The organism is Phaeobacter sp. JH20_08 (assembly GCF_048056635.1).
GTDB lineage: Bacteria > Pseudomonadota > Alphaproteobacteria > Rhodobacterales > Rhodobacteraceae > Phaeobacter > Phaeobacter bryozoorum.
Genome location: NZ_JAYMVV010000018.1, coordinates 114,698 through 136,404, shown reverse-complemented (window position 1 = coordinate 136,404; position 21,707 = coordinate 114,698). Strand labels below are relative to the sequence as shown.

Genomic DNA, 21,707 nt, shown 5'->3' with positions numbered 1-21,707 from the left:
GGCCCATGCAGTACAGCGGTTAGCCCCGGAACATCTGTCCGGCCCTCCTGCCTGTCTGCTGTTCTCTCTCGCGCGCGTCATCGCGTTTCTTCTCCGACAGGTGGGAATATCCGCGCCCTGCCCTGATTATATCCCTGCTGGGAAACCCCAGTCAGGTGCTAAACTGCCCCGAAATACTGCGGGGCCAATCGGTCTGACTTTGCTTTCTCGGATCTTGCCGGACAAAAACAAAGGCAGCGAATCTCATCAAGAGGGGCAGGATCACTCTAGTCCCGTCCCCATTTAGGCAGCATAAGACCTGTGGATAGGTAATGACAATGGTCATTCGTCACACCTGCAATCTAAATGCTATCCTCTTGGTTCCTAGGCTGAAAATCATGAATATTCCGTTACCGGAACGACAAGGACCGCCCCCAGGAGGGAGGCGGCCCAATCTTGGTTAACGCGCGGTTTGGCGGTCAGGACAGATAGTCGGAGCGTTGCAGCCCGTATTTGGCCATCTTTTCGTTGAGCGTCCGGCGCGGCAGGCACAGCTCATCCATGACGCTGGCGATGGACCCTTTGTGGCGCCGCATGGTGTTGTCGATCAGCATCCGTTCGAAGGCTTCGACATATTCCTTCAGCGGCTTGCCTTCGGTGGTCATCACCGGTTGCATATCCTCGTGGTCCGACATCAACAGCGATGCAATGGTCCCCGAGCCACGGCGCGACTGAAGCACCGCGCGTTCGGCGATATTGATCAGCTGGCGCACATTGCCCGGCCAGGGCGCCTGCAACAGCTGCGCGGCCTCCTGGGCGCTCACCTGAGGTGCGTCACAGCCGTATTCTTCGGAAAACTGTTCGGACAGGCGGGTGAACAGCGTCAGGATATCCTCGCCGCGCTGGCGCAGTGGCGGCACGGTGATCCGAAGCGCGGCAAGCCGGTAGAACAGATCCGGGCGCAGCGCGTCTTCGCAGGTCTTGCCGGCTTCCTGCAGGTTGGAGATCGCCACGATGCGTGTCTCCCCCGGAATGCCCTGCTCATTGATGACGCTAAGCAGCTTGGCCTGGAGCGTTTCGCTCAGGGCTTCGACATCTTCCAGCACCAGGGTGCCGCCACGGGCCTCCTCAATGGCGGGGAGCGAGCTGTCTTCGGGCTGCATCGGACCGAACAGGCGTTTGGACAGCGCCTCCTCTTCCAGCGCGGCGCAGGAGACCAGCACGAATTTCTTGCCCGCCCGGCTGCCGACCGCGTGCAGCGCGTGGGCCACCAGCGTCTTGCCGGTGCCGGTTTCGCCGTCGATCAGCACATGGCCATCCGCCTGCCCCAGATCCAGGATATCCTCGCGCAGGCGCTCCATCACCGGGCTGGAGCCGATGAGTTTCTTCATGATGGTGCTGCCGTCGGAGAGCTCGCGCCGCAGCACCCGGTTGTCGAGCGTCAGGCGCCGGGCCCCGGTGGCGCGCTTGGCCAGTTCCGACATGCGATCCGGGTTAAAGGGTTTTTCGAGAAAGTCGAATGCGCCAACCCGCATCGCCTCAACCGCCATTGGCACATCACCGTGACCGGTGATCATGATGACCGGCAAGGCAGAGTCGCTGCCCATCAGTTTCTTCAGGAACTGCATCCCGTCCATGCCCGGCATCTTGATATCCGAGATGACAATCCCGGGATAATCCGGCCCCAGCACCTTTAGCGCGTCCTCGGCGCTGGCAAAGGTCTCGGTGTCATAGCCAGACAGCGCCAGCCATTGGCTGATCGACTGTCGCATATCCTGTTCATCATCGACGATCGCGATTTTCATGGCCTGTGCCATTCGCGTGCCCTCCATCCAGTGATACCGCGCTATTCCGCGGCCTCGATACCGTCCACAAGGATCGGCAGTTGCATTTCAAATACGGCGCCACCGCTCTGCCCGTTGCGGGCGGTCAGCCGACCGCCTAGGTCGTTCACGATACCCGAGGAGATGGCAAGCCCCAACCCAACCCCGTCCCCCGGCTGCTTGGTGGTGTAGAAGGGTTCAAACAGGCTGCCGAAATCCTTGATCCCCATCCCGTTGTCGCGCACCGACAGAGTGGCTGTCTCGCCCGCCGCCAGCAGGATTTCGACCTCCGGGTCTTCGACTGACTTTGTAGCATCTAGTGCGTTTCGCAACAGGTTCACCATCACCTGCTCAATCCGCATCCGATCGCCCATCACATAGACCGGTTCCTCGGGCAGGATACGGGCGATCTTGACGTGCCGCTGACGCAGCTGCGGCTCCATCATCGACAGCGAGGAGGCAAGCGCATCGCCCATATTTACGGGGCTGAACGTATCACCGCCCTTGCGCGCGTAGGACTTCAGCTGGCGGGTGATCGCGCCCATCCGTTCAATCAGATCGTCGATCCTGCCAAAGGAGGCCAGCGCCTCCTCGGGGCGGTTGCGATTGAGCAGCAGCCGCGCCCCCGCCAGATAGGTTTTCATCGCCGCCAGCGGCTGGTTCAGCTCGTGGCTGACGGCCGCCGACATCTCACCCAGAGCGGCCAGTTTCGAGCTCTGCGCGAGGCTCTGTTCGGCGACTGCGAGGGTCTCCTGCATGCGTTCGCGTTCGGCAATTTCCCGCTGTAGCCGTGCGTTCAATACGCGAAGCTCTGCCGACTCGCGCTGGAACAGCGCCATGCGCAGCGCGGTGCGACGGCTCAGCGCATAGAAAGCCAGCGCCAGCAGAATGGCGAATCCCATGATCTCAAGCGCCAAAACCGTGTTCACCCGCTCGCGGATCGACGCGTAGGTGGTGAAAGAGGTCAGCCGCCAGCCCTGAAACGGGATCCGGGATTCCAGCCGCATCACCGCTTCGCCCTGGAGATAGGCATCGGCGGGCAGCGCGGTCCAATCCGTTGTGGCCCGGATCGCGCGCTGAATGGCCCCCTCAGGGGTCTGCAATTGCAGCGCATCCGCCTCCGACAGGCCGCGCCAGCGCGACTCCGTTGCCAGAATGATGGTGCCGGTGCTGTCGGACACCATCACCGCATCCGAAATCCCTGCCCAAGCGCGCTCGAACTTCTGCAGATCGACCTCCACCACGATCACCCCGAGGATGCCGGAGGTGTCGACGATGCGGCGCGAATAGGTGAAACGATAGCTGCCGACCTCGCTGCGGATCGCCGAGAACACGGTGGTTTTGGAGCGCAGCGCGTCGACGAAATAACCCGCATTACGGTGAGTTTGGCCCAACCGGTTGCGATCGGTGGCGGCCACGGTGCGCCCGTCCTGCGCCATCAGCATGATGGAGGCGGCGCCGATTTCCTCGACAAAGGAGATCAGCCGCTGGGTCGAGAGCGAAAAATCATTCGATTGCAGCGCCGAGATCAGTGCCTGATCCCGCGCCAGCAGCTGCGGCACGATGGCGTGGCGCCCCAGCTCGCTCACCAGGTTGCCGGAGTAGAGCGCAAGACGCAGTTCAGCCCGGTTGCGGGTGCTTTCGGTGAAGCGATCGGTCAGCGCCCGATTGGTGACCCAGACGGTCACCGCAGCGACGGCCATAAGCAAGAGCAAAGCAAGACGCACCCGCCACGAGGTCGTGCGGGAGCGCGGTTTTCCAGAGGATAGGGTTGCGTCACGCGCGGCAGTCATAGGCAAAACCTAACGCAAGCCGCCGCGCATTCACAAGTCACGCCGCAGTGACTAGCCCAGCCAATGCGCGGAACACTGCCGCCCCGTCGGTGCCCCCATGGCCTGCATCCGCAGCCCGCTCCGGGTGAGGCATCATTCCCAGAACCCGGCGGTTTTCCGACAGGATACCGGCGATATCGGCAACCGAGCCATTGGGATTGTCGACGTAGCGGAAGGCGACGCGGTCCTGATCCTGAAGGGCGGCGATGGTGTCGGCATCGGCATAGTAGTTGCCGTCGTGATGCGCGATCGGCACGCCGATCACATCACCTGCCGCATAGCCTTCGGTAAAGACGCTGTCGGCTGTCGCCACCTGCAGATCGACGGTGCGGCAGATGTATTTCAGACCGGCATTGCGCAACAGCGCGCCCGGCAGCACGCCGGTTTCGGTCAGAATCTGGAAGCCGTTGCACACGCCGATGGCATAGCCACCGCGATTGGCATGATCGACAACCGCTTGGCAGATCGGTGACTGGGCGGCAATTGCGCCGCAGCGCAGATAGTCGCCATAGGAAAACCCGCCCGGCACGCCAACGATATCGACACCCTCGGGCAGCGCGCTGTCCTTGTGCCAGACCATGGAGACGTCACAGCCCGCCTGTTCAAACGCCACCGCCAGATCGCGGTCGCAGTTGGACCCGGGGAAGACAACAACAGCCGCCTTCATCCCTGCATCTCGATGCTGTAGGATTCGATCACGGTGTTGGCCAGCAGCTTTTCGCACATCGCGGTCACATCCGCCTCGGTGGCATCATCCGCCAGATCAAGGTCGATCACCTTGCCCTGACGCACGCCGCCCACCTTGTCAAAGCCCATGGCGCCAAGCGCGTGGCGCACGGCCTCGCCCTGCGGATCCAGAACCCCGTTTTTCAGCATTACATGCACGCGTGCCTTCATCGCATTTTCCCTCAGGTTTCGATGGCAAAGCCCGGATTAGGGGCCTCTAAGTTAGATAGTCAAAATCCCGCCCTTTGGTCAGGGCGGGATCCATGGATCAGGTCAGTTTACCAGCGTCGGCTTGCCGGTCGCCGGCGGGTTGTTCGGCATCACGCCCAGACGCCGGGCCACCTCGGTATAGGCGTCGGTCAGATTGCCAAGGTCGCGGCGGAACACATCCTTGTCCAGCTTCTGACCGGTTTTCATGTCCCACAGACGGCAGCTGTCGGGGCTGATTTCATCGGCGACGACCAGACGCTGGAAATCGCCGTCATAGATCCGGCCGATTTCGATCTTGAAATCCACCAGCTTGATCCCGACCGCCAGCATGACACCGGACAGGAAGTCGTTCACCCGAAGCGCGAGGCTGAGGATATCATCCATATCCTGCTGGCTGGCCCAGCCGAAGGCGGCGATATGCTCCTCGGTGACCAGAGGATCCCCCAGCGCGTCGTCCTTGTAGCAGTATTCCACAATCGGGCGCGGCAGCTGGGTGCCCTCGTCAATGCCGAGGCGTTTGGAGATCGACCCGGCCGCATAGTTGCGCACGATCACTTCCAGGGGAATGATCTCGCAGCTGCGCACCAGCTGTTCACGCATATTGAGCCGCTTCAGGAAATGGGTCGGCACGCCGATCTGCCCCAGACCTTGCATGAAGAACTCGCTCAACAGGTTGTTGAGCACGCCCTTGCCTTCGATGATATCCCGCTTTTCCGCGTTGAAAGCGGTGGCGTCGTCCTTGAAGTACTGAACGATGGTACCCGGTTCGGGACCTTCATAAAGTGTCTTCGCCTTGCCTTCGTAGATCTTCTTGCGACGTGCCATGCGGAGCCTTTCGGGAAAAAAGCGGGAATCTCATGCCCGGGAACTGTCGCCCTCATACGGCAAGGGGGGCCGTGCCGCAAGCTTGGTCCCTGCCCGCCCGCAATCACGATTGGGGAGACGGGCTTTTCGTCCCTGCGGGCCTGCTGTGCTATGATGGCCCGGCGTGGTCGGGGAGCCACGCGGATTCTGGGATCAATTGCCCCGCCCGCCTCTTGTTGGCGCCGCGCGCCATCCACATATCACAATGATCTACGACACTTATCGCCCTGAGGGAGGATCCATGACCACTTTCGACGACCGCGAACACGCCTTTGAAGCGAAATACGCCCATGACGAGGAAATGCAGTTCAAGGCGCAGGCCCGCTGCAACAAGATGCTCGGGCTGTGGGCCGCTGGGCTGCTGGGCAAAACCGGCGCTGATGCCGAGGCCTATGCGCATGAGGTGATCAAATCCGATTTCGAGGAACCGGGGTTTGAAGATGTGCTGCGCAAGGTCAGTGCTGACCTGGAAGGTCGGGCCACCGCGGATGAGGTACGCCAGAAGCGGGCCGCCCTGCTGCCGGAGGCCAAGGACCAGGTTCTGAACGACAGCGCATGATTTTACGCGCATTTCACGCAGGACCGGCAGCGATGGGACTGGCATTAACCGGGTGACAATCCATCAGGTGTAGCGTGTCGGATGGCGACCTGCCATTTGACACAAGGATGCTGATGCCCAGCCTACTGTCCCCTGCCGCCCGCATCTTTGCGCGGATTGCCGCACGCGGTCTGCGCCTGATGCTGCCTGTCGCCGTGATGATCGGCTGTCTGGCATTGCTGCAGGCCCATGTGGCGCTGCCCGATCTGGCGGAACTGCGCGGGATATTGCGCTCTCTTGCGCCGTGGCAATGGGGCGCTGCGCTGATGGCCACCGCGGTAAGCTTCTGGGCTCTGGGCCGCTATGACAGCGTTGCGCACAGGCACCTCGGGACCGGGCTGGATGGCCCGCAGGCGCGGCGCGCCGGTATGATAGCCATCGCGGTGTCGCAAACCCTTGGGTTTGGTCTGGTCACCGGCGCCTTTGCCCGCTGGCGCATGCTGACGGGGCTGCGCCCGATCCGTGCAGCCCAGCTGACCGGAATGGTCGCCATCACCTTCCTGATTGCACTGGCGGGTATCTGTGGCGGTGCCCTGATCCTGAGCCCGCCCCCGGTGTCCAGCCCATGGCTGGGATCGGCTATTCTCCTTGCAACTTTCGCCATGACCGCTGCCATGGTGGCGGTGCCGGTGGTGCGGATCGGCCGGATGACCCTGCGCTGGCCCTCGCTGATGGCGATTTCCGCGCTTGGGTTCTGGGCCATGATCGACGTGGTGGCAGCTGGCACAGCGCTGTGGCTGCTGCTGCCTGCCTCTGTCGAGCTGTCTCTTGCTGCAATGTTGCCCGCCTATTTTCTGGCGCTTGGCGTTGCGATCCTTTCCTCGGCGCCCGGCGGCGCCGGCGCATTCGAACTGGCGCTTTGCGCGATGTTGCCCGCAGATATCACCCCCGAAGTTATCGCGGCTATCCTCGGGTTTCGTCTGGTCTACTACCTGCTGCCGGCGATCATTGGCGGGATCTGCCTCGGGTGGCCTGCGCTGGCCGAACTGCCACGACGATTGGCAAGCAATACGCCCGACGCTGAGCTCTCTGGTCCCGAAGACATGCATGCCCTCAGCGGCAGTCGGATGCGCCCAGCCGCACAGCTGCCGCAGATCCGTCCTGTCGCCGAAACCGCCGTGATCCAGCAGAATGGCGGACATCTGCATGCTTTTGGCTTCAATCAGGTGGCGCTGCTGGACAGCCCGCAGGCCTCAATCGCGCTCTTTGGTGCGGTGAGCGGTCATCTAAGCGAACTTCTTCCCGGCCTTCACCACCATGCCAAACACCGCAATGCCGTTGCCTGCCTCTATAAGTGCACGGCACGCGAGGCGGTTGAGTGTCGCCGTGCCAGCTGGCGGGTGCTTCGGATCGCGCAGGAGGCGGTGCTTCACCCCGCGACCTTCAGAGAAACAGGCTCAAGTCGGCGGCAGCTGCGACGCAAACTCCGGCAGGCCGAAAAGGCGGGCGTCTGCGCCCTGCCCGCAGCCGCCGAGCTGCCGATTGAACAGATGAAAGCCATAGATGCCGCCTGGCAGTCCACCCATGGACAAGCCAAGGGCACGACGATGGGACGGTTTCAGGCAGAATATCTGGCACAGCAGCAGGTGTTTATCGCCTGGCATGACAAGCGCATGGTCGGCTTTGTCAGCTTTCACGCCATCGCACATGAATGGTGCCTCGATCTGGTGCGCCTGCTGCCCGATGCCCCCGATGGCACCGGCCACGCGCTGATCCGCGCGGCGCTTGCTGCGGCGGCGGAGAGCGGCGTTTCGCGCCTGTCACTCGCCGCGGTGCCCGATCATCGGTTTGCCAAGCGTCTGGATCCCGGCTTGCGCCGCTTCAAGACCAGCTTTGCCCCTACCTGGGAAGATCGCTATGTGGCCGCGCCCTCATTCCTGCACATGCTCATCGCCCTTGGCGAACTGCTGCGGCTGGTCCATCATCCTGCGCCGCTGCCCCATTGGCCCAGATCGACCGAAACCGATGGCAGCGACGACACAGCACCGCGCGATGGCGACCGTGGACCGGATGGCGAGCGGCTGAACGGCAGCGTTGCCGACACAAACGCCCGGACCGAAGAGAGCCTGTGGCGCAAATTCGAGCGCCGCGCAGCAGCTGCCCGCGCGGCCCGAAGGCAGGCCTCGGGCAGATGGTCCGACGCGGCAGATCGCGATGATCCGCCGCCCGATGGTGATCGCCTTCATAATGAAGATGAAGAAAATGAAATTGCCCTCACCCGCCGCGCATGACAGACCGGGCCATTGACACAAGCCGACCCCAGGTGCCGATAGCGGCGAGCCGCGGCCCAAACAACCGACATCACCCCACAGGAACATCCCATGACAAATACTTTCACAACCCTGCTGGAAACCAAGGACGCCCTGCTTGCCGATGGGGCCACTGGTACCAATCTGTTCAATATGGGACTGCAATCCGGTGACGCGCCTGAACTGTGGAATGTGGACGAACCCAAGAAGATCACCGCGCTTTATCAGGGATCGGTCGATGCAGGCAGCGACCTGTTTCTGACCAACACCTTTGGCGGCACCGCAGCCCGGCTGAAGCTGCACGACGCGCAGCGCCGTGTGCGGGAGCTGAACATTGCCGGCGCAGAGCTGGGTCGCAATGTCGCCGATCGCTCCGAGCGCAAGATCGCGGTGGCCGGATCCGTTGGCCCGACCGGCGAAATCATGCAGCCGGTGGGCGAATTGAGCCACGCGCTGGCCGTCGAGATGTTCCATGAACAGGCCGAGGCCCTGAAGGAAGGCGGCGTTGATGTTCTGTGGCTGGAGACGATCTCCGCGCCCGAGGAATTTCGCGCCGCGGCGGAGGCGTTCAAACTCGCCGATATGCCCTGGTGCGGCACCATGAGCTTTGACACCGCAGGGCGCACCATGATGGGCGTGACCTCATCCGACATGGCGGAGCTGGTCGAGGAGTTTGATCCGGCACCGCTGGCGTTTGGCGCCAACTGCGGCACCGGTGCCTCGGATATTCTGCGCACCGTGCTTGGCTTTGCTGCGCAGGGCACCAGCCGCCCGATCATTTCCAAGGGAAACGCGGGCATTCCCAAATATGTCGATGGTCACATCCATTATGACGGCACGCCAGCCCTGATGGGCGAATATGCCGCCATGGCGCGCGATTGCGGCGCCAAGATCATTGGCGGCTGCTGTGGCACCATGCCCGATCATCTGCGCGCCATGCGCGAGGCACTGGATACCCGCCCTCGCGGCGAGCAGCCGACGCTGGAGCAGATTGTCCAGATCCTCGGGCCGTTCAGCTCAGACAGCGATGGCACCGGCGAGGACAACGCGCCCGAACGGCGCAGCCGTCGCGGCCGCCGGCGCGGGTAACACCCGCCCGACCGGCATTGCGTTTTCAGCCCGAAGCGGTCTCAGGATGGCTTCGGGCGATCACCTTCGCAGCCCTGCGACGACTTTTAGAACAGCGCCAGCTGATCCCCGGCCTGTGCCGGTTTTGCAAAGAGATCGCAGCGCAGCTGAGGCGCGCGCTGCGCAAGGCCCAGCCGTTTGCACGCGGCATTGAACCGGTTGGCGATCACCGACGCATAAGGCCCATCGCCACGCATACGATGCCCCCAGCGCGGGTCATAGTCGCGCCCTCCGTGCATTTCGCGCAGCCGTGCCATGACTTTTTCGGCGCGCAGCGGCACATGCTCCGCCAGCCATTCCTGCCAGAGCTCCGACACGTCACGCGGCAGCCGCAGCATGATCCAGCTTGCCGCATCGGCGCCGGCATCGGCCCCGGCGGCCAGCAGCGCCTCCAGCTCATGGTCGGTCAGCCCCGGCACGATGGGCGAGGTCATGATCCGCACCGGGACACCCGCCTCAGACAGGCGCCGGATGGTCGCGAGGCGACGGGCGGGCGTCGGCGCGCGCGGCTCCATGCGGCGCGACAGCTCCGCATCCAATGTGGTGACGGAGATGCCAACCCGCACAAGGCCACGCCCGGCCATGGCCGACAGAATATCAAGATCCCGCTCAATCAGGGTCCCCTTGGTGACGATGGCGACCGGATGGGAGAACTGATCCAGCACCTCCAGACAGGCGCGGGTCAGCCCGAGATCACGCTCACACGGCTGGTAGGGATCGGTATTGGTCCCGATGGCAATCGGCGCCACCTTGTAGCGCGGCTGCGACAGTTCGCGGCGCAACACCTCGGCGGCATTGGGGCGCGCGATCAGCCGGGTTTCGAAATCCAATCCCGGCGACAGCCCCAGATAGGCATGGCTGGGACGGGCAAAGCAATAGATGCAGCCATGTTCACAGCCGCGGTAGGTGTTGATAGAGCGATCAAATGGCAGATCGGGCGATTTATTATAGGAAATCAACGAGCGCGCCACCTCATGCCGGATATCGGTTTCGATCCTCGGCGCGCCGCCATCATCGCCGTCATCACGCGAATCCTGCAGCCCTCCCCAACCGTCATCAATGACATCTCGTGCCAAATCAAACCGCCCTGCCGCATTGCTAAGGCTGGCGCGGGCTTTGCGACGTTGTGGCGGTGGTGGCAAGATCTCGGTCATTGGGGCATCTTGCCGCAAAGTTGAGAACAAATAAAGAACAAACGCAAGAAACCGAAGATTTCCATGCGAAATCTTCATTATTATTCCGCCATTTTTGCGCCTATACGTCGGTTCGGACCAAGGCAACGTCGCAAACAATGCAGTCTCTTGGGGTCAATCTGGACCAATACGAGTTAAACGAGGCCAAACCGGGGTCACCCCGCCCAGTCAAGGAATACACCCATGTCGGAAGACGCAGATGACATCATCCTGGCAGATCTCAATGACGAGGAACTCGTCCAGCAGATGTTCGATGACCTCTATGACGGCCTCAAGGAAGAGATCGAAGAGAGTGTCAATATTCTGCTCGAGCGCGGTTGGGCACCCTACCGGATCCTGACCGAGGCGCTGGTAGGTGGCATGACCATCGTGGGCGCCGACTTCCGCGACGGCATCCTGTTTGTGCCCGAGGTGCTGCTGGCGGCCAACGCGATGAAGGGCGGCATGGCCATCCTGAAGCCGCTGCTGGCGGAAACCGGCGCGCCGCGCATGGGCTCCATGGTGATCGGCACCGTGAAGGGCGACATTCACGACATCGGCAAGAACCTCGTCTCCATGATGATGGAAGGTGCCGGTTTCGAGGTGGTGGACATCGGCATCAACAACCCGGTCGAGAACTATCTGGAAGCTCTGGAAGAGCACAAGCCGGACATCCTCGGCATGTCGGCCCTGCTGACCACCACGATGCCCTATATGAAGGTCGTGATCGACACGATGATCGAACAAGGCAAACGCGACGATTACATCGTTCTGGTTGGCGGCGCGCCGCTGAACGAAGAATTCGGCAAGGCAATTGGCGCAGATGGCTATTGCCGTGACGCGGCTGTGGCCGTGGAAATGGCAAAGGACTTCGTTGCGCGCAAGCACAACCAGATGAGCGCCTGATTTGGCACGCAAAGGACGCGCCGCCCGCCTGACTGAGCGGGCGGCGTTCCAACCGCCCACCGGGCGGTCGCTTGAGGAAACCTCCCTCACCGAGCGGGGCCTGGCCGCACCTTCGAGAAAAACGGGCCGTATCCTGTTGATTGCCTGCGGTGCGCTGGCCCGGGAAATTCTGGCTATCAAAGATGCCAACGGGCTTGATCACATTGATCTCACCTGCCTGCCGGCCAAGCTGCACCTTTACCCCGAACAGATTGTTGATGCGGTGGACGGGGCCGTCGCCAAACATTCCCGCGTCTATGACAGCATCTATGTCGTCTATGCCGATTGCGGTACGGGCGGCGCGCTGGAGCGCAAATGCGCCGAGCTCGGTGTCGAGATGATTGCCGGCCCGCATTGCTATTCGTTCTTCGAAGGCAACGACCAATTTACCGCCCATGGCGAGGCCGGAGAGATCACCGCCTTTTACCTGACGGATTTTCTGGTGAAGCAATTCGACGCCTTTGTCTGGCGGCCGATGGGATTGGATAAGCACCCGGAACTGCGGGACATGGTGTTCGGCAACTACACCAAGCTGGTTTACCAGTCGCAGATCGATGATCCGGCACTGGTTGAGAAAGCCGAACTCTGCGCCAAGCGCATGGGGCTGGCGTTTGAACATCGCCACACCGGGTATGGGGATCTGAAAACCGCGGTGCTGGCCTGGAGCGATAAGATGGCGCGCGATTAGACCGCGCGCCGCAGATTTATCGGAATGGGTGGCTGCCCTGACCCGCTCAGGCGTCTTCCAGCGCGCTCAACTGCTCGGTTGTTTCGGCCTCGTAGGCCGCGATGGCCTGACCGTCCTGCGCGGCGCTGACCCGCTCCACCCAGGCCTTGATCACGGCACTGTCGGGCATCAGATGCGGCGCCCACTGAAATGGCGACGCCAACAGGATATCGGCGAGGCAGAGCGTATCGCCCAGCAGGAAGTCACCTTCGGCCAGCGCTGTTTCCAGCGCCGTGCAGACTTCAGCCAAACCGCGATACGCCCCATTGATGGCCGGATGATCCAAGCCTGAGAAGGCCGCCACCAGAACCGGATCCAGCACGCCGCCGGCGTAGGTCATCCAGCTGAGATAGCGGCCACGATCCGGCGCGCCGATCTTGGGGCTGAGCGGCTGACCGTACAGCTCATCCAGATACATCATGATGGCAGCGCTCTCACGAACACCCTGCCCCTCATCGGTGACCAGATAGGGGACTTTCCCCTCGGGATGAGGATTGCGTGGATCACGGCGACCGGTGCCATCAAAGCGCTCTACGCTGACGGGAACGACCTCGACCGCATCCAGTTTGCCGATGAGCATAAGCTGCGCAATGACACGAGAGGAGCGGCTGTTGGGGCAATGATAAAGCGTCGGCATTTCAATGACTTTCCATTTGTTATGTTGCTGATGGTAGTGATATGCGACTACCCTCCTGCCAAATTCTGTCAGGATGTTTGCGGATATATGGACCCATGCCTAAAACAGATCGCCTTTTTCGTCTGCTGCATCTGATCCGGGGGTTGCGCCCGCCGGTCACGGCGGCCCGGCTTGCCGCCGCGATGGAGGTGTCGGAGCGTACGATCTACCGTGACATCGACAGCCTGCGCGCGGCAGGGGCGCGGATCGAGGGAGAGGCGGGGCTGGGTTATACGATGACCGAAGATCCGGCGCTGCCGCCGCAGACCTTTTCCCAGATCGAGCTGGAAGCGCTGACCCTTGGGCTGTCGGATGTGAATCAGCGCGGCGACCCCGATCTGGCGAAGGCAGCGACAGATGCGCTGGTCAAGATCCTCGCCACATTGCCCGAACGCCAGCAGCGGCAGGCCATGCATGCGGTAAATCTGGTCCATCGCTATTATGCACCGGCCAAACCCACCATTGACATGACCCTCCTGCGCGAAGCGATGTGGGCGGAGGAGGCGCTGGATATAGGTTATCGCGACCTGAAAGACGCCCGGACCACGCGGCGGATCTATCCGCTGGCGCTATCCTATCACGACCGCAGCGTGATGCTGCTGGCCTGGTGCTGCAAACGCGAGGATTTCCGCAGTTTCCATGTGACCCGGATTGATGGTTACAGCAAGACCGGAGAAAGCTTTCGTCCCCGGCGTGTCACCCTGCTGCGTGCGTTCATTGACCACCTTCATTCGCGGGATCGCGGTGGCGAAGGCGCGGCCCGATGACGGGCGATAATCACCCGGGACCGGCCCGCTGGATCAGACGGCCGCCGCTGCCGTTTCGCGAATGCGCTGGACCATGGCAGTCAGCCCATTTGAACGCTGCGCCGACAGATGATCATTGAGACCCAGCCGCGCCAGTTCGGCCCGCGCGTCGACCGCCAGCACCTCCTCAAGGGAGAGGCCGTTATACAGCGCACGCAACACCGCGATCAGCCCGCGCACGATCATTGCGTCGCTTTCACCGTCGAAGTGGAACACACCGTTTTCGATGGTGGGATGCAGCCAGACCTGACTGGCGCAGCCGTCAACCTTGGTTGCGGGCACCTTCAGCGCGTCTTCCAGCGGATCCATCGCCTTGCCCTGTTCGATGACATGGCGGTAGCGATCTTCCCAATCGTCGAGAAACTCGAAATCTTCGACAATCTCTTCAAAGGCGGCACTGGCCATGGGGGTGTTCCTCGTCTGGTTTTGCGGCCCGGTGTCCTGCGCTGATCGACGCAACCACCGGCACCGCTCGACCTAAGGCGCAAACAATGGCTTTTCAACTGCTTTTCAAGTGGCTTGCAATCGGGTAACCACATGCGAGGACATATCGAACGGGTGAACCATCATGCAACGATCTCTCGCACTCCTCCTGATTGGAGCCGTGGCGCTATCTGGCTGTGGGTTTCGCGATTCGCGGGTGAACCCGTTGAACTGGTTTGGCGGCTCCGATGAGGTCGAGGTGCAGGAGACCAGCGGTGAGCCGGTCAATCCGCTGATCCCGGTGAAGACCCGCGTCAGCGTCTTTGCCCGCCCCGATGCGGTGGACAACAGCGTGCTGGTGCAAAGCGTCAGCGAGATGCGGGTGGAACGCACGCCAACCGGTGCAATCGTCTATGCTACCGGCATTGCCGCGCGGCAGGGCGCCTATGGGGTCGAGCTGCGCCTGGACGAGGCCGATCGCGACGTGCGCACCCGTGACGACACGCTGGATTTCACATTCCGCGCCACCTACCCCGAGTATCGGACGGCTGTCGGCAGCGACCGCACCCGGACCTTGCGCGCTGCTTTCAGCCTCAGCAAGCAGGAGCTTGCCAGCGTACGCAGCATCCGGGTTGTCGCCGCACAGAACGCACGCGAAAGCCGCCGCTGAGGTTCACGCCCAACATAGGCTGAATATGCAAAAGGCGCCTGCAACGGGCGCCTTTATTGTTTTATGTTCCGGTGCCCCGGCGACGTGATCGGGCAGCGATCAGAGGGTTACAACCTTCACGTATTGCCCCTTTGCAGCCAGCGCGATCTCGCCGTTGCAGAGACGCAGCGCATCGGCGCCAAACACCTCGTGACGCCAGCCATTAAGCGCGGGAACATCGCGCTGACCGGCCGCGATGGCGTCCAGATCGGAGCTGGGGGCAATCAACTTGGCCGCAACACCGGAGGCCTCGGTCTTGGCCTTCAGGAGCACCCGCAGCAGATCGGCGAGCGCCGGATTCACCTGCATTTTCTCACGGCTGCGATCCGGTTGCGGCTGTGATCCCGCCGGGCAGTTCACACCCTTGGCAACCGCCTGAAGGATGCCTTCGGCGATTGCGCCCTTGCGGGCCTCGCGCAGCAGCAACCGCGAATTGCCGAGGTCTGAGCTGTTCTTCGGCTTGGTCGAGGCCAGCTCCACCAAGGCGTCATCCTTGAACACACGGTTGCGCGGGACATTGTTGGTCTTGGCGTAGCTCTCGCGAAAAGCCGCCAGCTCGCGCACGATTGCAAGGAATTTGCCGGAGTTGGTGCGGGTTTTCACGCGCCGCCACGCCTCTTGCGGGTCGACATCATAGGTCGCCGGATCGGTGAGCACCTGCAGCTCTTCGGCCACCCAATGGGCCCGTTCGGTGCGCTGCAGCTCGGCCGCGAGATGTTCGTAGATCTGGCGCAGATGGGTCACATCCGCCAGCGCATAGGTTTTCTGCGCCTCGCTCAGCGGGCGACGCGACCAGTCGGTAAACCGCGAAGTCTTGTCGACCCCCTGTTTGGCGATCTTGCGCACCAGTGTCTCATAGCCCACCTGCTCGCCAAAGCCGCAGACCATCGCCGCGACCTGCGTGTCAAACAGCGGCTTGGGAAAGACCTGCGCGTCAACCCAGAAGATTTCCAGATCCTGCCGCGCGGCATGGAACACCTTGACCACATTCTCGTTGCGAAACAACGCATAGAGCGGTTCCAGAGAAATCCCATCAGCCAGCGGATCAACCAGAACGGCGTCAGTCTCTCCGTCACCGGAGAAGGCCAGCTGAATCAGGCAGAGCTTGGAATAATATGTCCGTTCACGCAGAAACTCGGTATCCACCGTGACATAGGCGTGCTGCGCTGCAGCTTCGCAGAAGGCCTGCAGTTCTTCGGTAGAGGTCAGAGTTTTCATCAATTACGGCTTTTTCTTTATCTGAATTATTGGGCCGTGATACGCGCTTGTCCCGGTCAATGCAAACATGTGCAGAGGGGGCCAGAGGATTTCAGCCCCGCCGTGATGTAGCAGGCGCACAGTCGCTGACAATGTTCAATTTACGTGATGACAGGGCAATCAAACATTCATTTTCGGAATACCTAACGGATGGCTAGGTTGGTCATATAGCCAAAAAGGAGCATAACCGATGACCGCCCTGACCCCCTGTGAAACCAGCCCCCTTGCCCTCGCCTGCCCCGGGTTGTCCGCCGCCAGCCTGGCAGCAGTGGCGCTTGTCCTGGTGCTTGGCCTGCCCGCCCTGATGGCCCGGTCACCACAGGGGGCGACGCCGGACTGGCATGGCAACAGCGCGACACTGCCTATGCCAGAACCGAGCAATTAGACCGGGAAGATAGTCGTCGGGGCAGATCGTCAGGGCAGATAGACTGGCGTGCGATCTCCGGCGGCATAGCGACGCAACACGGCCGGATAGAGCTGATGCTCCTGCACCAGAACTTTTGCGGCCAGGCTCTCCGGCGTGTCGTCAGCCGCGACATCGACCCGCGCCTGCCCCAGGATCGGCCCGTCGTCGAGCACGGCCGTCACCTCATGTACGGTGCAGCCATGCTGGCGGTCGCCCGCCGCGAGCGCCCGTGCATGGGTGTTGAGACCGGTGTATTTCGGCAGCAGCGAGGGGTGAATATTCAGCATCCGCCCCTGAAACTGCGATACAAAACCATCAGTCAGAACGCGCATGAACCCCGCGAGACAGACGATATCCGCGCCGGAGGCAAGGATCGGCTTGACGAGTTCCGCCTCAAATGCGGCGCGATCCTTGCCATAGGGTTTGTGGTCCACCACCGCAGTTGGAATGCCTGCGGCGGCAGCCTTCGTCAGGCCACCGGCACTGGCGATGTTGGACAAGACCAGACAGGGCCGCGCCGGATGATCGCCGGTCATGCTTTCGACCAGCGACACCATGTTGGAGCCGCCGCCCGAAATCAGGATCGCGACCTTCTTGTGGCTCACAGCAGCTTGCCCGAATAGCGCATACCGGCGCCTGCTGTGACGGTGCCCAGACGCGAGACGGTCTCGCCCTCGGTTTCCAGCACCTTCACCAGTTCATCCGCGCGGCCGGCAGAGACAGACAGGATCATGCCAATGCCGCAGTTGAAGGTCTTCAGCATCTCTGCCTCGGCAATACCGCCAGTCTCGGCCATCCATTTGAACACGGGCGGCAAGTCCCAGGCATTCAGGTCGATGTCAGCGCCCAGATCCTCGGGCAGGACACGCGGCAGGTTTTCGGTCAGACCACCGCCGGTGATATGAGCCAGCGCATGAACGCCGCCCGCCCGCACGGCAGCCAGGCATTGTTTTACATAGAGACGGGTCGGCGTCAGCAGCGCCGCACCCAGCGTGCCCTCGCCGAAGGGGCAGTCCGCGTCCCAGCCGAGGCCGGAGACGTCAACCAGCTTGCGCACCAGCGAGTAACCGTTGGAGTGCACGCCGTCAGAGGCCAGCCCCAGAAGCACGTCGCCTTCTTGCACGTCGGCAGGCAGCGCACTGCCGCGTTCCATTGCGCCCACCGCAAAGCCCGCCAGGTCGAAATCCCCTGCGGGGTACATGCCCGGCATTTCGGCCGTCTCACCGCCGATCAGCGCACAGCCAGAGCGCACGCAGCCCTCGGCGATGCCTTCGATGATGCGGGCCGCCACGTCGGTTTCCAGCTTGCCGGTTGCGAAATAGTCGAGGAAGAACAGCGGCTCAGCACCCTGGCAGACCAGATCGTTGACGCACATCGCCACCAGGTCGATGCCAACGCCATCCACCACACCGGTGTCGATGGCAATCCGCAGTTTGGTGCCGACACCATCGGTGGCGCCAACCAGAATGGGGTCGCTGTAGCCTGCGTCCTTCAGATCGAACAGCGCGCCAAAGCCCCCAAGGCCGCTCATCACGCCAGAACGGTTGGTCCGTTTCGCGGCGGGCTTGATGCGGTCCACCAAAGCGTTGCCTGCATCAATATCCACCCCCGCGTCCGCGTAGGTCAAACCGTTCTTGCCGCTGGTCATCTCAGTGCTCCTTGAAAGACGTTGGGCAGCCTTTAGCGCAAGGCGCATCAGAAGGGAACTAGGGAATCCGCTGCGCCATCCCGGACGGCGCAGCAGGCTGTTGTTCGAGACGGGACAGCTGCCTCAGATGCCAAACTGCCAAGGCGCTGCCTGATAGGCAAAGGCGTCCCCCTGCCGCAGCACCCGGCCCAGCGCCGGGAAGTCGAGATGCGCGCCAGTGACCAGCAGGTTGTCCGCCGCCGCCCGGTCCATCATCCGCCGCCGTGTCTGAGCGGTCTGGGCCGGATCGGTGTCAAAGGCGATGGTCCACTCCGGCAGCGCGAACTGCAGCGCGGCGCTGTGGATCAGGTCACCCCAGAACAGCAACCCCTCGCCGCCCGCATCCAGCATGAAGCCGGTATGGCCCGGCGTATGGCCCGGCAGTTCCAGCGCGGTGAAGCCAGGCGCGGCCTCGCCCTCGCCCTGTAGGAGGCGCAGGCGGTCCGCATAGGGGGCAACCGTGCGGCGCGCCATTTCAAAGAAACCGCGGTTGCTTTGCGGTACGCCCGCCATGATGGCATCGTCATGCCAGAAATCCCATTCCCGCTGCGCCACGACCAGCTCAGCACTGGCAAAGGCCGCAGCACCGTCGGGCGTGATCAGCCCGCCGGAATGATCCGGGTGGATATGGGTCAAGAGTACCGTATCAATACTCTCCGGCGCGACGCCCGCTGCGGCCAGTCCGGCACCCAGCGCCCCCAGCCCCGGCCCCATCAGCTGCGCGGTGCCGGTGTCGATCAACAGCTTCTTCCCGCCCCGCTCCACCAGGTAGCCGTTGACAGGGATCTGCAACGCATCGTTCTGAAGCCGGTGCAGGCCCTGTGCCAGGACGGTTTCGGCCTTGGCAGCATCGTAGTCGTTGAAGAGCTGCGTCCCCAGCGGCAAGTGGCCATCCAGCAATACCGTGATTCTGGCATCCCCAAGTGTGAATACGTGGATAACCGGGCTCGCCGTTACAGCCCCTTCTGCCGCCCAAGCCCAGCTGCCGCCCGCGAACCCGGTTGCCACTGCCGCGGGGGCCGCTACCAGCCCGCCCAGAAATGCCCTGCGATTGATTGTCATAAGAAACTCCAATATCTGTTTCAGGAAATATTCCCGTGCACCGGACTTAAGGCCGTAATTTCACGGCTTGCAGCCCGGCAGCACCGATAACTGTTATTAGCAACTCTTATAGGCCCCCGTGGACAAACTGACGCTGCTGGAAACCTTCACCATCGCCCTGGACGAAGGCAGCCTGAACCGCACTGCCCAGCGCCGCGGCATTACCCAGTCTGCAGTTAGTCAGCAGATCAAGCAACTAGAGGCGCTGATGGGCCAGCAATTGCTGCACCGCACCGCCAAGGGCATTCACGCCACCCGCGCAGGCGATCTGGTGTTCAGCCATGCGCAGGCCCTGCTGTCCGGCTACAACCGCATGACAGCCGAAGTGGACGCCCTGGAAGGCAGCGTCTCCGGCACCTTCCGCATCAGCGTGAACTCCTTTCTGGGGCGCAGTGTGATTGGGCCGATGCTTTTGGATCTGAACCGCGAACACCCGGACCTGAATATCGTGATGCGGCTGGAGGACCGGCTGGTCCATGTGGTGCGCGAAGGCTACGACCTTGCGATCCGCACCGGGAGACTCGGCGACACAGACGGTTTTGGACGCAAGATCTCCACTCTGGACACAGTGCTGTTTGCCACCCCGGACTATCTGGACCGCGAAGGTCGCCCGCAAACGCCGGAGGAGCTGAAACGACTCAAGTTCATTCAGCACCACGAGGATCAGACCCGTGGCTTCTTTCCGCTGCGCCGCGGCGGGCAGGAATACCCGGCACCGGTGCAGGTTGGTTTCACCGCCGACGACCCGGACCTGATCATGCGCGCCGTCAGCAGCGGCTCCGGCTATACCCGCGCGCCCCGTTTCATGGTGGAGGATCAGCTGGCCAGCGGGGAATACGAACAGGTTCTTCCCGGCTTTGAAGCCCCTTTGAAGGACGTGTTTGCCGTCTACCCGTCGCGCCGCACGCCAGACCGCCGCCGGGACCTGACCATCGAACACACCGTGGCACGGCTGGACGCCCTGCTGCGGCCCCAAGCTGCGGAAACACCGGCGCCCTCTGCAATCACCGCTTGACCTTGGCTGCCCCATTTCCTAACCAACCTGTGGCGGGCCTGTAGCTCAACGGTTAGAGCAGAGCGCTCATAACGCTTTGGTTGCAGGTTCGAATCCTGCCGGGCCTACCATTCCTCCGCTACAGACCAGGGTGATACCACTACCGGAGCACCCGCAAGGAATTTGACGCGCGTCAACTTGCGTGACACAGTCCACATCCTGCGCGGCGCACCGCGGCGACGGGCGCTGGCATTCAGACCGCAAGGATGCCCCCGGACGCCCCCTCTCCGTACGCCCAAGGACGACAACAAGGACCGCGACTGATGAGTGATCCCAAGATCAAGAACATGGATGAATTCGCGGCCGTTAGCGGCATCTCCCGCCCGACGCTGTCGAAGTTCTTCAACGATCCGGCCAGCGTTCGAACCTCGACGCGCAAGCGGATTGAAGATGCGCTGGAGAAATTCGACTACCGGCCCAATCTCTATGCGATGAACCAGAACCGGCGGCTGACCAAGACCATCGGCATCGTGGTTCCAAATCTCACCGATCCGTTCTTTGCCAAGATCGCCGGCCATATCGAAGATCATGTCATCGCCGCAGGCTATCGGCCGGTACTACTGGGATCAAACGGCACGCCGTCACAGGAATTGGAGAACCTGACCAATCTGCGTATGCTCAAACCCGCCGGTGCGCTGCTGGCGCCCCTTGGGCGCGGGTCCGAGGTCCCGCAGATCCGGCAGTTCTGCGAAGAGGTGCCGACCGTCCTGTTTGATGCCAATCTGGAAGAGACCGGTGCCGCCTTCATCGGCTCGAACAATCAACAGAGCATCGGCACGATCGTGGAGTATCTGTGCCGTACTGGCGATGCGCCGGCCTTTTTCGAGATGAAGACTCCGACGAACCCCAATGCGGTGAAACGGCGCAACGCCTATATTTCCGCGATGCAACAGCTGGGTCACGAACCCGAGCTGATCCAGGTCGAAGGTGACGGCTGGGACTTTGAAGAGATCGGCTTTCGCGAGGGCACCCGGGTGCTGTCTGGTCAGCGACCGCAAACCGATACCATCTTGTGCAGCAATGACCGGCTTGCCATAGGGCTGTTGTCCGCTGCCTATCAGCAGGGGTTGCGCGTCGGCCTTGGGGATGGCTGCGCCCTGCGGATCGCAGGGCATGATGACCACCCGTTTTCCCGCTACACCTGCCCGACGCTGACAACCGTTTCGCAGGATTACACCGCAATCGCCCGCACCAGTGCCGAAACACTGGTGGCCCGAATCGAAGGCAGCGCGGCGGCGGCGCCCCGCCGGGAAATTCTGTTTGACGGACAGCTGGTCATGCGCGGATCCGCATAGGCACTCCTATTCATCCAGCTCTTTCAAAATTTTACGCGCG

At 62.3% G+C, this 21,707-nt stretch carries 22 protein-coding genes and 1 tRNA gene; 11 read left to right on the top strand and 12 right to left on the bottom strand.

Annotation, left to right across the window (positions count from 1 at the left end; translation table 11 throughout):
- Window positions 1-458 precede the first annotated feature (458 nt).
- The 5 genes from VWY75_RS16225 to purC all read right to left on the bottom strand — a co-directional run bounded on the left by VWY75_RS16225 (window position 459) and on the right by purC (window position 5,395).
- The gene (locus tag VWY75_RS16225; RefSeq protein WP_340545395.1) at window positions 459-1,796 is read right to left on the bottom strand and encodes a sigma-54 dependent transcriptional regulator; all 1,338 of its coding nucleotides are present in this window, start codon (window positions 1,794-1,796) and stop codon (window positions 459-461) included.
- Between the two features lie 29 nt (window positions 1,797-1,825).
- Window positions 1,826-3,595, bottom strand: a complete 1,770-nt coding sequence (locus tag VWY75_RS16220; RefSeq protein ID WP_340545394.1) for an ATP-binding protein — start codon at window positions 3,593-3,595, stop codon at window positions 1,826-1,828.
- Between the two features lie 37 nt (window positions 3,596-3,632).
- Window positions 3,633-4,301, bottom strand: a complete 669-nt coding sequence (purQ, locus tag VWY75_RS16215; RefSeq protein WP_340545393.1) for a phosphoribosylformylglycinamidine synthase subunit PurQ — start codon at window positions 4,299-4,301, stop codon at window positions 3,633-3,635.
- Window positions 4,298-4,531 carry a phosphoribosylformylglycinamidine synthase subunit PurS gene (purS, locus tag VWY75_RS16210; RefSeq protein ID WP_416536096.1) on the bottom strand — a complete coding sequence of 78 codons (234 nt, stop codon included), beginning with the start codon at window positions 4,529-4,531 and terminating at the stop codon, window positions 4,298-4,300. Before purS ends, purQ begins: the two co-directional genes overlap by 4 nt.
- A 102-nt stretch (window positions 4,532-4,633) precedes the next feature.
- A complete protein-coding gene (gene purC / locus VWY75_RS16205) occupies window positions 4,634-5,395 on the bottom strand; it encodes a phosphoribosylaminoimidazolesuccinocarboxamide synthase (RefSeq protein WP_416538667.1) in 762 nt (253 codons plus the stop codon).
- A gap of 280 nt (window positions 5,396-5,675) precedes the next feature.
- On the opposite strand from purC, the gene VWY75_RS16200 reads away from it, so the two are divergent.
- The 3 genes from VWY75_RS16200 (at window position 5,676) to bmt (ending at window position 9,370) form a co-directional block, all read left to right on the top strand.
- Window positions 5,676-5,993, top strand: a complete 318-nt coding sequence (locus VWY75_RS16200; protein ID WP_340545390.1) for a DUF1476 domain-containing protein — start codon at window positions 5,676-5,678, stop codon at window positions 5,991-5,993.
- Between the two features lie 113 nt (window positions 5,994-6,106).
- Window positions 6,107-8,263, top strand: a complete 2,157-nt coding sequence (locus tag VWY75_RS16195; protein ID WP_416538666.1) for a phosphatidylglycerol lysyltransferase domain-containing protein — start codon at window positions 6,107-6,109, stop codon at window positions 8,261-8,263.
- A gap of 90 nt (window positions 8,264-8,353) precedes the next feature.
- Complete coding sequence (gene bmt / locus VWY75_RS16190) at window positions 8,354-9,370, top strand: betaine--homocysteine S-methyltransferase (RefSeq protein WP_416536100.1); 1,017 nt, start codon at window positions 8,354-8,356, stop codon at window positions 9,368-9,370.
- 86 nt (window positions 9,371-9,456) lie between these two features.
- Here bmt and VWY75_RS16185 read toward each other — a convergent pair whose 3' ends face one another.
- Window positions 9,457-10,563: a PA0069 family radical SAM protein gene (locus tag VWY75_RS16185; protein ID WP_416538665.1), complete on the bottom strand. Its 1,107-nt coding sequence runs from the start codon at window positions 10,561-10,563 to the stop codon at window positions 9,457-9,459.
- A 222-nt stretch (window positions 10,564-10,785) separates the two neighbouring features.
- On the opposite strand from VWY75_RS16185, the gene VWY75_RS16180 reads away from it, so the two are divergent.
- Both VWY75_RS16180 and VWY75_RS16175 read left to right on the top strand, forming a co-directional pair.
- Window positions 10,786-11,487: a corrinoid protein gene (locus VWY75_RS16180; RefSeq protein ID WP_340545386.1), complete on the top strand. Its 702-nt coding sequence runs from the start codon at window positions 10,786-10,788 to the stop codon at window positions 11,485-11,487.
- Between the two features lies 1 nt (window position 11,488).
- Entirely contained in the window at window positions 11,489-12,214 is a 726-nt protein-coding gene (locus VWY75_RS16175) for a DUF1638 domain-containing protein (protein WP_416538664.1), read from the top strand.
- Between the two features lie 46 nt (window positions 12,215-12,260).
- On the opposite strand, the gene VWY75_RS16170 is transcribed toward VWY75_RS16175, so the two are convergent.
- Window positions 12,261-12,890, bottom strand: coding sequence for a glutathione S-transferase family protein (locus VWY75_RS16170; RefSeq protein WP_416538663.1), 630 nt, complete (start codon window positions 12,888-12,890; stop codon window positions 12,261-12,263).
- Window positions 12,891-12,985: 95 nt separating this feature from the next.
- Here VWY75_RS16170 and VWY75_RS16165 point away from each other — a divergent pair, with 95 nt between their 5' ends.
- Entirely contained in the window at window positions 12,986-13,696 is a 711-nt protein-coding gene (locus VWY75_RS16165; RefSeq protein WP_416536944.1) for a helix-turn-helix transcriptional regulator, read from the top strand.
- A 33-nt stretch (window positions 13,697-13,729) separates the two neighbouring features.
- Here the strand turns inward: VWY75_RS16165 and VWY75_RS16160 are convergent, their stop codons facing one another.
- Window positions 13,730-14,140 (bottom strand): SufE family protein, encoded by a 411-nt coding sequence (locus VWY75_RS16160; RefSeq protein WP_340545382.1) that lies wholly within the window; start codon window positions 14,138-14,140, stop codon window positions 13,730-13,732.
- Between the two features lie 163 nt (window positions 14,141-14,303).
- Here VWY75_RS16160 and VWY75_RS16155 point away from each other — a divergent pair, with 163 nt between their 5' ends.
- Entirely contained in the window at window positions 14,304-14,828 is a 525-nt protein-coding gene (locus VWY75_RS16155) for a hypothetical protein (RefSeq protein WP_340545381.1), read from the top strand.
- Window positions 14,829-14,927: 99 nt separating this feature from the next.
- Here the strand turns inward: VWY75_RS16155 and rnd are convergent, their stop codons facing one another.
- Entirely contained in the window at window positions 14,928-16,085 is a 1,158-nt protein-coding gene (rnd, locus tag VWY75_RS16150; protein ID WP_416536108.1) for a ribonuclease D, read from the bottom strand.
- 229 nt (window positions 16,086-16,314) lie between these two features.
- Between rnd and VWY75_RS16145 the strand changes: the two genes are divergently transcribed.
- Window positions 16,315-16,509 carry a hypothetical protein gene (locus tag VWY75_RS16145; protein ID WP_340545379.1) on the top strand — a complete coding sequence of 65 codons (195 nt, stop codon included), beginning with the start codon at window positions 16,315-16,317 and terminating at the stop codon, window positions 16,507-16,509.
- 29 nt (window positions 16,510-16,538) lie between these two features.
- Here the strand turns inward: VWY75_RS16145 and purN are convergent, their stop codons facing one another.
- The 3 genes from purN to VWY75_RS16130 all read right to left on the bottom strand — a co-directional run bounded on the left by purN (window position 16,539) and on the right by VWY75_RS16130 (window position 19,279).
- The gene (gene purN, locus VWY75_RS16140; protein ID WP_340545378.1) at window positions 16,539-17,135 is read right to left on the bottom strand and encodes a phosphoribosylglycinamide formyltransferase; all 597 of its coding nucleotides are present in this window, start codon (window positions 17,133-17,135) and stop codon (window positions 16,539-16,541) included.
- On the bottom strand, window positions 17,132-18,178 hold the full coding sequence (gene purM / locus VWY75_RS16135; RefSeq protein WP_416536112.1) for a phosphoribosylformylglycinamidine cyclo-ligase: 1,047 nt from the start codon (window positions 18,176-18,178) through the stop codon (window positions 17,132-17,134). Before purM ends, purN begins: the two co-directional genes overlap by 4 nt.
- Before the next feature lie 123 nt (window positions 18,179-18,301).
- Window positions 18,302-19,279, bottom strand: coding sequence for an MBL fold metallo-hydrolase (locus VWY75_RS16130; RefSeq protein ID WP_416538662.1), 978 nt, complete (start codon window positions 19,277-19,279; stop codon window positions 18,302-18,304).
- A 118-nt stretch (window positions 19,280-19,397) separates the two neighbouring features.
- Between VWY75_RS16130 and VWY75_RS16125 the strand changes: the two genes are divergently transcribed.
- The 3 genes from VWY75_RS16125 (at window position 19,398) to VWY75_RS16115 (ending at window position 21,667) form a co-directional block, all read left to right on the top strand.
- Window positions 19,398-20,333: a LysR family transcriptional regulator gene (locus VWY75_RS16125; RefSeq protein WP_416538661.1), complete on the top strand. Its 936-nt coding sequence runs from the start codon at window positions 19,398-19,400 to the stop codon at window positions 20,331-20,333.
- A 34-nt stretch (window positions 20,334-20,367) separates the two neighbouring features.
- Window positions 20,368-20,443 (top strand) — tRNA-Ile (locus VWY75_RS16120).
- Window positions 20,444-20,635: 192 nt separating this feature from the next.
- Complete coding sequence (locus VWY75_RS16115; protein ID WP_340545374.1) at window positions 20,636-21,667, top strand: LacI family DNA-binding transcriptional regulator; 1,032 nt, start codon at window positions 20,636-20,638, stop codon at window positions 21,665-21,667.
- Window positions 21,668-21,707: the final 40 nt, after the last annotated feature.